At 63.2% G+C, this 13246-nt stretch carries 11 protein-coding genes; 7 read left to right on the top strand and 4 right to left on the bottom strand.

Annotated features, from left to right (window positions below):
- Positions 1-91: 91 nt before the first annotated feature.
- Entirely contained in the window at positions 92-1684 is a 1593-nt protein-coding gene (gene hemG, locus ACNPM8_RS07255; protein WP_332594822.1) for a protoporphyrinogen oxidase, read from the bottom strand.
- A gap of 106 nt (positions 1685-1790) precedes the next feature.
- On the bottom strand, positions 1791-2846 hold the full coding sequence (gene hemE, locus ACNPM8_RS07250; RefSeq protein ID WP_448939547.1) for a uroporphyrinogen decarboxylase: 1056 nt from the start codon (positions 2844-2846) through the stop codon (positions 1791-1793).
- Positions 2847-2994: 148 nt separating this feature from the next.
- On the opposite strand from hemE, the gene ACNPM8_RS07245 reads away from it, so the two are divergent.
- The 6 genes from ACNPM8_RS07245 (at position 2995) to ACNPM8_RS07220 (ending at position 9782) form a co-directional block, all read left to right on the top strand.
- Positions 2995-4314 (top strand): glutamyl-tRNA reductase, encoded by a 1320-nt coding sequence (locus tag ACNPM8_RS07245; RefSeq protein ID WP_332498431.1) that lies wholly within the window; start codon positions 2995-2997, stop codon positions 4312-4314.
- Between the two features lie 138 nt (positions 4315-4452).
- On the top strand, positions 4453-5076 hold the full coding sequence (locus ACNPM8_RS07240) for a TetR/AcrR family transcriptional regulator (RefSeq protein ID WP_448939546.1): 624 nt from the start codon (positions 4453-4455) through the stop codon (positions 5074-5076).
- A 64-nt stretch (positions 5077-5140) separates the two neighbouring features.
- A complete protein-coding gene (locus ACNPM8_RS07235) occupies positions 5141-5362 on the top strand; it encodes a DUF3107 domain-containing protein (protein WP_105657517.1) in 222 nt (73 codons plus the stop codon).
- A gap of 121 nt (positions 5363-5483) precedes the next feature.
- A complete protein-coding gene (locus ACNPM8_RS07230) occupies positions 5484-6929 on the top strand; it encodes an RNB domain-containing ribonuclease (RefSeq protein ID WP_448939545.1) in 1446 nt (481 codons plus the stop codon).
- Between the two features lie 264 nt (positions 6930-7193).
- Positions 7194-8819, top strand: a complete 1626-nt coding sequence (locus tag ACNPM8_RS07225) for a DEAD/DEAH box helicase (protein WP_448939544.1) — start codon at positions 7194-7196, stop codon at positions 8817-8819.
- 78 nt (positions 8820-8897) lie between these two features.
- The gene (locus ACNPM8_RS07220) at positions 8898-9782 is read left to right on the top strand and encodes a DNA-methyltransferase (protein ID WP_448939619.1); all 885 of its coding nucleotides are present in this window, start codon (positions 8898-8900) and stop codon (positions 9780-9782) included.
- Here the strand turns inward: ACNPM8_RS07220 and ACNPM8_RS07215 are convergent.
- A complete protein-coding gene (locus ACNPM8_RS07215) occupies positions 9767-10612 on the bottom strand; it encodes a PHP domain-containing protein (RefSeq protein WP_448939543.1) in 846 nt (281 codons plus the stop codon). The two genes, ACNPM8_RS07220 and ACNPM8_RS07215, sit on opposite strands and share 16 nt — an antisense overlap.
- Positions 10613-10677: 65 nt before the next feature.
- Here ACNPM8_RS07215 and ACNPM8_RS07210 point away from each other — a divergent pair, with 65 nt between their 5' ends.
- Positions 10678-12225, top strand: a complete 1548-nt coding sequence (locus tag ACNPM8_RS07210; RefSeq protein ID WP_448939542.1) for an aminopeptidase P family protein — start codon at positions 10678-10680, stop codon at positions 12223-12225.
- An 86-nt stretch (positions 12226-12311) separates the two neighbouring features.
- On the opposite strand, the gene ACNPM8_RS07205 is transcribed toward ACNPM8_RS07210, so the two are convergent.
- Complete coding sequence (locus ACNPM8_RS07205) at positions 12312-13169, bottom strand: general stress protein (protein WP_448939541.1); 858 nt, start codon at positions 13167-13169, stop codon at positions 12312-12314.
- Between the last annotated feature and the right edge of the window lie 77 nt (positions 13170-13246).

The raw sequence follows: 13246 nt of genomic DNA, 5'->3' as shown, positions 1-13246 counted from the left end.
ACTGGGGAATTATGCTCCGGTGCGTTGCTCACTTGATATTCTCCTTGATCTGGTTTCGGACAAAAGTCCAGGATAGTTGGCCCGGGTGCGGTTAGCGGGCGCTGATCGCGACGGCACTGCGGGCTTGGGCGATAACTCGCGCCAGTCCGGTGCCGGCAATCCATGCGCCAACCACATCGAGCCCTTCGAAGCCCGACAGGCTGCGCTGCAGTTGCGCGCGGCGCGCGGTAGCGGCCTGGCCCTGCAGCGGAACCATGTCGCTGAAGCGTGAAACGGTGCTTCCCAAGACATCATCAAGATGCAATTGAACACCGAGAATCTTTGAAGCATCTTTGATTGCCTGGTCGATGAGAGCTGAATCATCTCCGGATTCGACAAGTTGCTCATGTTCGCCGATTCGTCCAAAGGACAGGCGCAGTACGTGGGTGCCAGGGCCGGCCTCTGCGGCGAGCCAGGGCCACTTGGCCGTGGAATGGGTCAGCGCCTTGGCCGTCAGCGGGGCGTTCCTGGAGACCAGCACACCCGATCCGCGCGGGGCATCATCGAGTTCCGGCTTATCGACCACCAGGATCGCCAAGGCAATGGCATTGGCACCGCTTTCGCCGGCGATCCGCTCTTCTGGTGCCAGCAGGGGGTTCAGCAGGTCCAGTGCCGGCTCGGCCGGCGTCGCGAGAACTACCCGGTCAGCGAGCAGTTCATGGCCCAAGGTCGTGACTGCATACGGAGTTGGCGACTGCGCATCGTGGCGCAAGGAGGTCACCGGCGAATTGCGCACCAGCGCAACGCCAGCCTGCTCCAGCTGGGACACCAGGGCTTCGACCATGGTGTACATGCCGCCGTTGAGGCCAGCCACACGGGAACCAGCCGGAGCCGAAGCCTGCAGCCGGGTGACGGCGCGGGCCAGCGAACCGGTCTCCTGCATGGCTTGGCGCAGGCCAGGCGCGGCGGCGTCAATGGAAATCTTGGCAGGGTCGGTGGAATAGACGCCGTTGATGACCGGGGCCACCAGCTGGTCCAGTACCGCCTGTCCCATGCGGGAACGGACCACTTCAGCGATGGTCAGGTTCTCCGTGGCCCACTTCTTGTTCATTGGCGTGATCAGATCCGCTGCGGCACGCACGGTGGCCGGTCGGCCAATGATGCCGCGCACCTCGTCGGTGCGCACATTGCCCGGGATGCCCAGCATTGCGGTGGCAGGCATCTGGTGAGCATGAATTTCCTGCTCTTCCCCCTGGATGAGCCAGGCCCGCTCTCCGGAGGTCCTGGCGATCTGCCCGCCCAGATCCAGCTCGTCGAGGTAGGAGGAAACAATGCCGCCACGCAGGGCGAAGGATTCCGCGCCAGCATCAATCTCCATGCCGGCAACTTCGGTGGTGCGCACGCAGCCACCGAAGTTCGCGGTTGCTTCCAGCACGGTCACTTCGTGTCCGGTCTGGCGAAGTTCACGGGCAGCGACCAGGCCGGCGATGCCGCCACCGATCACCACCGCATGCGGGGCCAATGGCTTCTGGGCCTGATCGGCCGATTCGCTCTTCGCTAGGCGTGCTTCGCTGGCGCTGCGCACCTTTTCCAGCAGGCGCAAGGCATGCGCTGCGGCATCGTTGGCAATATCGCGTCGCGGTTTGGACGCACCGGTGGCTTCAGCTGAATCCCCTGCGCGCAGATTGCGCTGTTCCTTGCTCACGTGCCTAGCACCTTCTACCTTCACAATATGCCGATGCCCTGTTCCCTGCCCATGGCCTCGGGGGCCAGTTGGAACACAGCGTTAAACCTAGCTTAGACCTGTTGAATTACAGCGAGTGAACGAGCTCCACCACACGGGTCAACACGGTTGGGTCGGTGGTTGGCGGAACGCCATGGCCCAGGTTCACCACATGTCCGCGGGCCTTCTTGCCTGCTGCAACCACTTCGCGCACGTGCGCCTCGAGGACTTCCCACGGGGCATCGAGCAACGCCGGGTCAATATTGCCCTGGACCGAAACGTCCTGGCCCAAGCGTTCAATCGCGGTTTCCAGCGGGATGCGGTAATCCACGCCCACGGTATCCACGCCAGCATCGCGCATGGCGGTGAGCAGTTCGCCGGTGCCGGTGCCGAAGTGGATCAACGGCACGCCCAGGTCGCGGACGTAGTCCAGGGACTTCACCGAGTACGGGGCGACGTGCTTCTGGTAGTCCGGAAGCGAGAGCGAACCAGCCCAGGAGTCGAAGAGCTGCGCGGCCGAGGCGCCGGCTTCAACCTGCGCCCGCAGGAACTTGCCCGAGGCGTCGGCAGCCCAGGTCATCAGTCCGTCCCAGACATCCGGGTCGGTGTGCATCATGGTGCGCGGGCCCAGGTGGTCTCGGCTTGGCTTGCCCTCGACCATGTAGGCGGCGACGGTGAATGGCGCACCGGCGAAACCGATCAGCGGGGTCTTGCCCAGCTCGGCCACGGTCAAGCGCACGGCTTCGCGGATGGGTTCCAGCGACTCGTCAGTCAGCTCCGGAAGGGCAGCTACCTGTTCCCTGGTGCGAATCGGGGTGTCCAGCACCGGGCCAACGCCTGGCACGATGTCCACGCCAATGCCTGCAAGGCGCAGCGGGATGACGATGTCCGAGAAGAAGATGCCGGCGTCCACCTTGTGGCGGCGCACCGGCTGCAAGGTGATCTCGCTGGCCATGGCAGGGTCAAGGCAGGAGTCGAGCATGCTCACCCCTTCACGCAGCTTCAGGTATTCAGGCAGCGAACGGCCAGCCTGGCGCATGAACCACACCGGGTGATGCGACGGCTTCTTGCCGGTCAAAGCTTGGATCAAAGCGGAATCTTGGGTACGTCCATCAATCAACGGATGGTTCTGCGACAGGGTCATGCCCCAATTCTGCCAACTCTTCAGATTAAAAGCCCATTTACTGCGTTCGCCCGCAGGGGAAGGTGAGCAAACTAACCCCTTGGAACCATGCAGATTTAGGCACACCTGCGTTGTCTGCCGGTATTTTCCGGCCTATTCTGGGGTCACTGTGGTTTTCTTATCTCTTGTCGCATCGCATTCCCAGCTCGATCTGGAGACCGTCGCACAAATCAGTGCTTCGGCCGACGGGCTGGCAGCTGCCTCCGTTAACGGTTCGGCGGCTATCAATGGCGCCGTCGTGCTGGCCACCTGCAACCGCTTCGAAGTCTACGCAGACGTGGACCACGTGGAGGACGCAGCAGAACATCTGGTCAACGAGCTGGCAGCAAGCACCGACCTCTCCCCCGAATTCCTGGCCCGCCGCCTCACCACGCTGGAAGGCGACCCGGTAGTTGAGCACCTCTTCTCCGTAGGCGCCGGACTGGACTCGGCCGTTGTCGGCGAACGCGAAATCGCTGGCCAGGTGCGTCGAGCACTGACCCAGGCGCAGCAAGAGAAGACCACAACCAGCAACCTCACCCGCCTGTTCCAGAACGCCACCCGCGCGGCCAAGGATGTCGGTTCGAATACCGACCTTGGCACCCAGGGCAAGTCCGTGGTTTCGGTGGCTCTCGATCTGGCCGAAGAACTGGCCACTGAAGGCCGCGACTGGTCCGAGCAGGATGTTGTGCTCTTTGGCACCGGCTCCTACGCTGGCGCCACCATGGCATTGCTCAAGGAACGCGGCGTCCAGCGCATTTCGGTTTACTCGCATTCCGGGCGCGCCGCAGATTTCACCGCGAAGCGCGGCGGCTTCCCGCTCAGCGACGAATTGCTGCCGCAGGCCCTGCGCGAAGCTGACATCATCGTTGGCTGCTCCGGCGGCGGTCACCAGTTGGCCCGTGCAGAGCTTGAAGCGCTGCGCGTGAAGAAGCACCCGCTGATCGCCATCGACATGGCGCTCACCCACGACTTCGATCCGACCATGGTCGAACTGCCCGATGTTGAACTGATTACCTTGGAATCGGTGCGCATGGCCGCCCCGACCGAGCAGGCCATGGCCGTTCACGCGGCTAGCCGCATCGTCAAGAACGCCACCGCAGAATTTGCCGCCGCTCAGCGTGAACGCGAGGCCGACTTCGCGATTGTCGCGCTGCGCCAGCACACCAAAGCCGTTCTGGATGCCGAGATCGCGAAGGTCCGTGCCCAGCACGGCTGCAGCGCCGCGGCCGAAGAAGTCGAGCTGGCCATGCGCCGCATGGTGCGCCAGCTTTTGCATGTGCCTACCGTGCGTGCCCGCGAACTGGCAGGCGAAGGCCGCACCGGCGAATACGTCTCGGCCCTGGAAACCCTCTACGGCTTGGAGCTCTCGCAGCCGGAGCCCGGGAAATCGGAGACTACGCAGGCCCCGGGCAACTGCCCGGCCGCCCCGGAAGCCAAATCAGCGTAGAAAACCTGATTTCCCCCAGCATATTTCCACTTTCCGCACAGAAGCATGGAATACTACTTCCAAGTAGATTATCCACCCGAGAATTCCTTTGATGACTTGGGAGCTGATCACTCTGCAGCTGGAAAGGCCCCATTCGACATGACGGAACTCGAAAATATCAAAGGCACCCGCTCGCAACGGATGCCCCGTGAAGCGCGTCGTCGCCAGCTGCTGCAGGCAGCGCACCAGGTTTTCGTGGCCCATGGGTACCATGGTGCGTCCATGGACGAAATCGCTGAAGTCGCCCTGGTTTCCAAGCCGGTGCTCTACCAGCATTTCCCCGGCAAACGCGAACTCTACCTCGCCTTGCTGGATTCGCACCTGGCCGACTTCAGCCGTCAGCTGGATGAAGCGATCCGCTCCACCAGTGACAATCGCGAGCGCGTCTTCGCCACCATCAACACGTACTACAGCTACATCAAGGGCGAATCCCAGGCGTACCGCCTGATCTTCGAATCCGATGTGCTCTCGGACCCGCTGATCGCCCATCGCATCGAGCAGTTCAACAGTTCGCTGGCTTCCTCCATCGCCCGCGTCGTGGTGGAAGATACCGACATGAGCGAGGAGGAAGGCCTGCTGGCAGGCCGTGCCCTGGCCGGCCTCTCCCAGGTTTCGGCGCGTTACTGGGCCACCAGCAGCTCCTCGGTGGACCAGAATGCCGCCGTGGATCTCATCTCCCGTTTAGCTTGGCGCGGAATTTCCCAGTTCCCGAAAGAAAACTAGCTAAATTAGTGTTCAGAGGCCCCATACGGGACACCTATTTCGTTCGAGAGGATCTGCGACAATCATGGAAATCCGCATTGGCATTCAGAATGTAGCCCGCGAAGTTGTACTTGAATCCGAGCTCAGCAACGCCGAAGTCAATGAGCTGGTCTCGAAGGCGATCGCCGACGGCACCGTTCTGGCACTGAAGGATCCAAAGGGCCGCGAGGTCCTGGTGCCTGCTGCTGGCATCGCTTACGTTGAGGTTGGCCCGGAAGAAGTCCGCCGCGTCGGCTTCGCACAGTAGAGCTTGTTGCGCGCCGAGGCATCGCCTCGGCAGCTGGTGGCCGGTTTCGCTTAGAAGCGAAACCGGCTATTTCTTCGCCCAAATAGTGATTTGACTCACCGAGTCATGGTATTGCTAAAGGGTGACTGAACGAAGAATCCGCAGCCCCCGCCCGGTTCCCGCCAACTCGCTGGCCCAGCTACTGCTCGGCCTTGAAGCAGAGTTCGAGGTACCGGCACCCTTCGACGAGCAAACCCTGAAAGCCGCGGAACTGGCGGTAGCCCAGGTCCAGCACCCCGAAGAAGACGCCACCGGCATCCCGTTCTTCACCATTGACCCGCTCGGCGCCACCGATCTCGACCAGGCGATGTTCCTTGAACGAAACGGCCAGGGCTATACCGTGCACTATGCGATCGCGGACGTCCCCGCGTTCGTCACCTTGGGCAGCCAGCTGGACCAGGTGGCCCGCCAACGCGGTCAGACCTATTACCTGCCGCACCGCAAGATCACCTTGCACCCGCCCCTGATTTCCGAAGACCAGGGCTCGCTGCTGCCAGACCAGGACCGGCCGGCCTTCCACTGGAAAATTTCCCTGGATGCCGATGGCGCCCTGGGCGAGGTCCAGCTGAACCGCGCGCGCATCCGTTCCCGCGCCCAGCTGGACTACGCCTCGGCCCAGGCCCGGCTGGATTCGGGGGAACTCGATGAGCAGCTGGAATTGCTCGCCGAAATCGGTACTGCGCGCCTGCTGCAGGAGCAACTGCGCGGCGGAGCCTCATTGAACCTGCCGGACCAGGAAATTGAAGAAGCAGGCGACGGCTACAAGCTGGTCAGCCGCACCCCGCTGCCCCTGGAAGGGCACAACGCGCAGATTTCCCTGCTCACCGGCATAGCCGCGGCCCGCATCATGCTCGAGGCCGGTGTGGGCATCCTGCGCACCATGCCCGCACCGGATGAGGCGGACCAGCAGGAATTCCGCACCCAGACCCAGTTGCTGGGCACGCCGTGGGACGCAACGCAAAGCTACGGGCAGTACCTGCATGCATTGGATGTCAGCGACCCGAAGCAACTGGTGATCATGCATCGTGCCGCCGCACTGTTCCGTGGTGCAGACTACCGGGTCATAGCCGGGCAGCCTGAAGAGGAACTGATCCAAGCGGCACTGGCAGCGCCCTACGCGCACACCACCGCGCCGCTGCGCCGGCTCGTGGACCGCTTCGTGCTGCTCACCTGCCACCTGCTTTCCACCAGCCAGCCGATCCCCGAGCAGCTCGCCTCGGCCCTGGAAGAGCTGCCCGGGCTGATGCGTACCAGCAGCATTGCCGCCAACCGGGTGAACAATGCGGCCGTCGACCTGCTCGAAGCCTATGTGCTCAAAACACGTGTCGGGGAAGAATTCCAAGCCATCGTGCTGAAGTCAGCCGAGCAAAAGGAAGATGGAAAGATTCGTCCCGGAGTACTGCAGCTGGCCGATGAACCGGTCACCGGAAACTTTTCCGGTTCCGCCCAGCCGGGCACCTTGGTGCACGTAAAGCTGGTCCAAGCTGATCCCGCGGCCCGCAAGATCAGCTTCGAAATCGTGGCCTGAGACTCCTAAACCCGGGTTTCCGGGCAAAACCGGCTATGCTTGGCCTATTAGTAAATAGGATGCCCGATCGCAATGGGCTGATAGATGAAACAGTTTTATGGCGACTTCCCAGCGGCCGCCATCCCGCAGGTGCTTGACCAAGCCACCTAACGTGAAAGTAGCGATCGGCTCCGCTGGATTCGTGCGGTATCCGCATGCTCCTGGCTTGTTGCGAGCCGGAATGGAGCAGGTACCGTGCCCACATGAAACGAGAACAAAGACATCGTGACTGACACGACGCTTTCGGCCCCAGTGGCCGAACCACAAGACAATGAGCCAACCATCGCAGAGCCGATCAAGCAGAGCTTTGCCGATTTGAAGGTTCGCGAAGACATCGTTGCTTCGCTTTCGGAAGCCGGGATCGAGTACCCGTTCCCCATCCAGGCCCTGACCCTGCCAGTTGCCCTGGGCGGCAACGACATCATCGGCCAGGCCAAGACCGGCACCGGCAAGACCCTGGGCTTTGGCATCCCTGCCCTGCAGCGCGTGATCCGCGAAGGCGACAAGGGCTACGGGGATCTTGAATTCCCCGGTGCCCCGCAGGCACTGATCGTGGCCCCGACCCGCGAGCTGGCCATCCCGGTCGGCGCCGCCCTGGCCCAGGCATCGAAGCACTCGAACATCTCGATCACCACCATCTACGGCGGCCGCCCCTACGAAGAGCAGATCAATGCCCTGAAGGCCGGCACCGACGTGATTGTCGGCACCCCGGGCCGCTTGATCGACCTGAACCGCCAGCGCGTGCTGAACCTCAAGCAGGTTCGCACCGTGGTACTGGACGAGGCCGACGAGATGCTGGACCTGGGCTTCCTGCCCGATGTAGAGCGCATTCTGGCCGCGTTGCCGCCGGTACGCCAGGCGATGCTGTTCTCGGCCACCATGCCCGGCGCCGTGATCACCATGGCACGCCGCTACATGACCCGTCCCACCCACATCCGCGCCCAGGATCCCGGTGATGATGACTCGCTGACCAAGCGCAACATCCGCCAGCTGGTCTACCGCGCGCACAACATGGACAAGGACGAGATGGTGGCCCGCCTGCTGCAGGCAGAAGGCCGCGGCAAAACCATCATCTTCACCCAGACCAAGCGCTCGGCTGCCAAGCTGTCCGATGAGCTGGTGGACCGCGGCTTCAACGCCGGTTCGCTGCACGGCGATCTGGGCCAGGGCGCCCGCGAGCAGGCCTTGAAGGCCTTCCGCGCCGGCAAGGTCGACATCCTGGTAGCTACCGATGTCGCGGCCCGCGGCATCGACGTGGATGACGTCACCCACGTAGTCAACCTGCAGTGCCCGGATGATGAGAACACCTATCTGCACCGCGTAGGCCGTACCGGTCGTGCCGGCAACACCGGTATTGCGGTCACCTTCGTGGATTGGGATTCGGTGCCCCGCTGGTCGCTGATCAACAAGGCGCTGGGCCTGAACGTTCCCGAGCCGGTAGAGACCTACTCGTCCTCGCCGCATTTCTTCGCCGACTTGGGAATCCCCAAGGGCACCAAGGGCCGCTTGCAGCGTGCCAAGAAGACCGCGGCAGCTGAGGGCGATGGCTCGCCACGCCGCGAGGATTCGGCGCGCACCCCGCGCCGCCGCAGCAATTCGCGTACCCGCACCCGCACCGTGAACGGCGAGCAGACCCAGCAGCGCGGTGCGCAGGACTCAGGCGCCGAGCAGGAGGGCGCACGCCACGGCCACTCCAAGGGCAAGCAGGACCGTCCGGCACGCGAAAACGAGCGCCACCGCGAAACCCATGCTTCCGGCGGCGAGCAGGCGGCGACCGAGGGCGCATCCGCTGCCCGCCGACGCCGTCCGCGCCGCCGCACCCGCAGCACCGAAGCAGGCGGCCAGGACTAATTCCCAGTCCAACCGGTCAGCCAACTTTTCCGAAAGGAACCTACACCAGCGGTGCTCGCTCTACCCGAAGAACCAGCTTTGCCCGACGCTGGAACGCAGGATGCCCCGGCGTCCGTCGTTCCAGCCTCGGGTAATACCGTGTATCACGGTGATAACCTCTCCATCCTTGGCACCCTGCCCGATCAAAGCTTCACCTTGATCTATGTGGACCCGCCGTTCAACACCGGGCGCAAGCAGACCCGTGCCCAGCGCACCATGGTCCGCGCTGCCGAAGGCGAAGGCGACCGCACCGGATTCAAGGGACGCGAGTACAACACCGAGCTGGGGATCGCCCGTTCGTATCACGATACCTTCGACGACTACCTCAGCTTCATCGAGCCGCGGCTACGCGAGGCCCACCGCCTGCTGGCCGAGGACGGCACGCTCTATGTGCACCTCGACTACCGCGAGGTGCACTACGTGAAGGTGCTGCTCGATGGGATTTTCGGCCGGGACTGCTTCCTGAACGAACTGATCTGGGCCTACGACTATGGTGCCCGCGCCAAGAGCCGCTGGCCGGCCAAGCACGACACCATCCTGGTCTACGTGAAGGATCCGAAGAAGTACCACTTCGATTCGGCCGAGGTAGACCGCGAGCCGTATATGGCTCCCGGCCTGGTCACCCCGGAGAAGCGCGCCCTGGGCAAGTTGCCGACCGATGTCTGGTGGCACACCATCGTCTCGCCTACTGGCAAGGAAAAGACCGGCTACCCGACGCAGAAGCCCGAAGGCGTGCTGCGCCGGATTGTGGCCGCGTCGTCGCGCCCCGGTGATTGGGTGCTGGACTTCTTTGCCGGCTCAGGCACCACCGGTGCAGTGTCCGCGAAGCTGGGACGCCAGTATGTGCTGATTGACCAGAACACCGAGGCCATCGAGGTGATGAAGGCTCGTTTACCTGGAAGCACCAGCTATATCGAGGCCTGAGTTCCGGTCCCCTGGGCAATAATCCTATGCAGCATTTCCGGCTCGGTGAGATTCTCGCCGAGCCGGTTCAGCTTTCCGGTGCCGTGGTAGTCGGAAGATCCGGTGACAATCAGATCGCGATCGGCGGCCAGCTTGAGCAACCAGGCCTTTCCCTCGGCGGTGTTGTCCCGGTGGTGCACTTCGACCCCCGCTAGCCCGGCATCGATCATCTCGTAGAAGGTGGAATCGGGAACTACCCGTCCGCGTGCAGAGGCCTTGGGATGCGCGAACACCGGAACGCCACCGGCTTCCCGCACCAATTGCACCGCAGTGGCAGGATTCACCGCTGGATGCGAAACGTAGTAGCGCGACCGCGAGGAGAGGATGTTGGCGAACGCTTCATTGCGGTTATCCACCACCCCCGCGGTCACCAGCGCATCGGCAATATGCGGGCGGCCCACGGTTGAACCCGGCAGGCAATGCTCCCCCACCAGATCCCAGCTGATCGGATAGTCCTCGGCCAGCAGGTCGACAATGCGGCGGGCGCGAACGATCCGCGAGTTCAGCGCAATATCCAGCTCCTCGAGCAGCGGCTGGTAGGTGGGGTCATGCAGGTAGCTGAGCAGATGCACGCTGATGCCGTGGGTATCCTGGCAGGTGATTTCCATGCCCGGAATGAATCCCAGTCCCAGCTTCCCGGCTTGCGCCGCGGCTTCGGTCCAACCGGTGGTCTGGTCATGATCTGTCAACGCCACGACATCCAGGCCCGCAACCGAAGCGGCGCGCATGAGCTCGGCCGGAGTTTCAGTTCCGTCGGACACATTGGAGTGGGTGTGCAGGTCGATTCGCATATGCCTAGGTTATCCCCTGCGCTGATTCTTTGCTGGGATACAGCTGATGGTGACACACTTGGAACATGACCAATCAAGATTCATCTGCACCAAGCACTGATCAGCCGTTGGAAGACCGCGTGAACAACCGTTCCCAGCGTCCAACGTCCAAGGCATTCCAGGACTTCATGGCCTCCTCGTGGGCGCAAGACACTTCTGATCTGCCAGAACAAGATGCCGCTGCCAGCTACGCAGCCGCTCGCCGTGCCAAGCTCTCGGAGAATTTCCCCGGTGAGCGCATCGTCATTCCGGCAGGCCCGCTCAAGGTCCGCTCCAACGACACGGACTACCGTTTCCGCCCTCATTCTGCGTTCGCCCACCTGACCGGCCTGGGCGTCGCCCACGAGCCCGATGCCGTACTGGTCATGGAACCGACCGATGACGGCGTGGGCGAGCACGGCTCCAACCACGTTTCCACCCTGTATTTCGCGCCGATGGCCGGCCGCGACACCACCGATTTCTATTTGAATTCGCGTTCCGGCGAATTCTGGGTGGGCCCGCGCCCAACCCTGTCCTCGCTGTCGGCGCGCACCGGGATGCCCACCGATTCGTTGGAACAGCTGGAAATCGCGATCACCAAGAATTCCGGCCCGCAGGCCCTGGGCGGCATCCGCATCCGTCTGGTGCGCGAGGTGGATCTGAACATCGAGGCGCTGGTGGATACCTCGCGCATCAACACCGGCCAGGATCTGGAAGCCAGCGATGCCCTGGATACCGAGCTGGCCGAGTTCGTTTCCGAGCTTCGCCTGGTCAAGGACGCGTACGAAATCGCCGAACTGCGCAAGTCGGTTGCCGCGACCATCAACGGCTTCGAAGACGTGGTGCGCAACCTGGACAAGGCCGTCGCGCACGAACGCGGCGAACGCGTTGTCGAAGGCGCGTTCTTCGCCCGCGCCCGGCTTGAAGGCAACGAGCTGGGCTACGACACCATCGCCGCCTCGGGCAACAACGCCACCATCTTGCACTGGATCCGCAACACCGGAACCGTCAAGCAGGGCGAGGTGCTGCTGCTGGATGCAGGTGTCGAGGCCGAATCCCTGTACACCGCAGACATCACCCGCTCGCTGCCGGTGTCCGGCAAGTACACCGAGGTGCAGCGCAAGGTCTACCAGGCCGTGCTGGATGCCGCCGATGCCGCCTTCGCTGCGGCCAAGCCGGGCCTGAAGTTCCGCGACCTGCATCTGGTGGCTACCCGCGTTTTGGCTGAGCGGCTCTCCGAGTGGGGCATCTTGCCGGTATCTGTGGAAGAAGCCATGGATCCAGAGGGGCAGCATCACCGCCGCTGGATGCCGCATGGCACCAGCCACCATCTCGGTCTGGACGTGCACGACTGCGCCCAGGCACGCGCCGAGCTGTACCTGGATGCCGAGCTGGAGGAGGGCATGGTCTTCACCATCGAGCCGGGCCTCTACTTCAAGGACGAGGATCTGGCGATCCCCGAGGAGTACCGCGGCCTGGGCGTGCGCATCGAGGATGACATCCTGGTCACCGCCGATGGCGCCGAGAACTTGAGCGTTGCCCTGCCACGCAAGCCTGAAGAAGTTGAAGCATGGATGGCTAGGTTGCGCGGCTAAGACGTCCCGCAGCGTTAACCAGCGAAAGGCATGGGCGCAGTTACCGAGGTAACTGCGCCCATGCCTTTCTTTGGCCTAGCTGGTCCCTATGCTTCAGGATCCTTGCGAGGCGCTGGTTCCTGGACCGGGGCCTGCGGCTGCTGCGAGGTATCCACTCGCGGCTCTACCTGCGACAGGTCCTGCGTGTCCTTGGCCTCGGCGGCCGGTGCTTGCGCTTCGTCCTTGGCTGGCTGCTCGGCTGGTGCGACTGGCGCAGCTGGCTTGGCCTCGTTGACGCGCACGCCATAGCGGGGACGCCCATCTGGCAGGTCGGGGAACTGCGAGCTGCGCTCTTCTTCGGCGGCCGGCTGCGCAGGCGTGGCCGGCACTGCAGCGGCTGCCTGGGCCGACGGCGCGGCAGCTGCGGCAGGCTGCTGCTGCGGGGCCTGGGCAACTGGTTGCGCAGGTGCCTGCTGCGGACGCATGGGCAGCTTGGAGGCCAGCGTGCGGGCCGACTGCGCATGCTCGAAATCCACCACCACGTCAAAGCTGGTGGCAACGAACTGGCTGGAGGACGCGAAATCGCGCTTGCCGCGACGCGTCGAATAGCTGATCACGCCGGCGATCATCCAAATAGCCATGCCCAGGCCGATGGCGGAGAGAATCTGGTACAGCCCGTTGCCGCCACCGCCGAAAAGGGTCAGGAGCAGGCCGACAAACAGGCCCATCATGCCGCCCTGGGCCGCACCAGCCAGCGCCACGCGCGGGTAGGAAAGTTTCGCGGTGACTCGCTCCACGGTGCGTACGTCATTGCCGACGATGCTTACCGCGGCGACCGGGAAATCATTATCGGCCAGGTAATCCACGAGCTTCTGCGCGTCGAGATAGCTGGTGTAACGTCCAAGCAGTTCTCCGCGCGGCAGGCCGCTGGTGCTAATCGAATTTACTCCATGAGGCGAGGTCATATCTATATTGTGCACAGGTTTACTGTGAGCCTGCCTAGTTGTGAAGCAACTATCGCTGAGGGTGAAAGAAACAGCAC

The organism is Glutamicibacter sp. AGC46, from assembly GCF_053543715.1.
Note: the sequence above shows the minus strand (reverse complement) of the source record. Positions and strands in the feature narration are given on the sequence as shown.

What these genes read in the sequence shown, in the direction of transcription:
- ACNPM8_RS07205 (WP_448939541.1), bottom strand. Translation starts at nt 13,169, where the DNA reads ATGACCTCGCCTCATGGAGTAAATTCGATTAGCACCAGCGGCCTGCCG.
- hemE (WP_448939547.1), bottom strand. Translation starts at nt 2,846, where the DNA reads ATGACCCTGTCGCAGAACCATCCGTTGATTGATGGACGTACCCAAGAT.
- ACNPM8_RS07210 (WP_448939542.1), top strand. Translation starts at nt 10,678, where the DNA reads ATGACCAATCAAGATTCATCTGCACCAAGCACTGATCAGCCGTTGGAA.
- ACNPM8_RS07235 (WP_105657517.1), top strand. Translation starts at nt 5,141, where the DNA reads ATGGAAATCCGCATTGGCATTCAGAATGTAGCCCGCGAAGTTGTACTT.
- ACNPM8_RS07240 (WP_448939546.1), top strand. Translation starts at nt 4,453, where the DNA reads ATGACGGAACTCGAAAATATCAAAGGCACCCGCTCGCAACGGATGCCC.
- ACNPM8_RS07215 (WP_448939543.1), bottom strand. Translation starts at nt 10,612, where the DNA reads ATGCGAATCGACCTGCACACCCACTCCAATGTGTCCGACGGAACTGAA.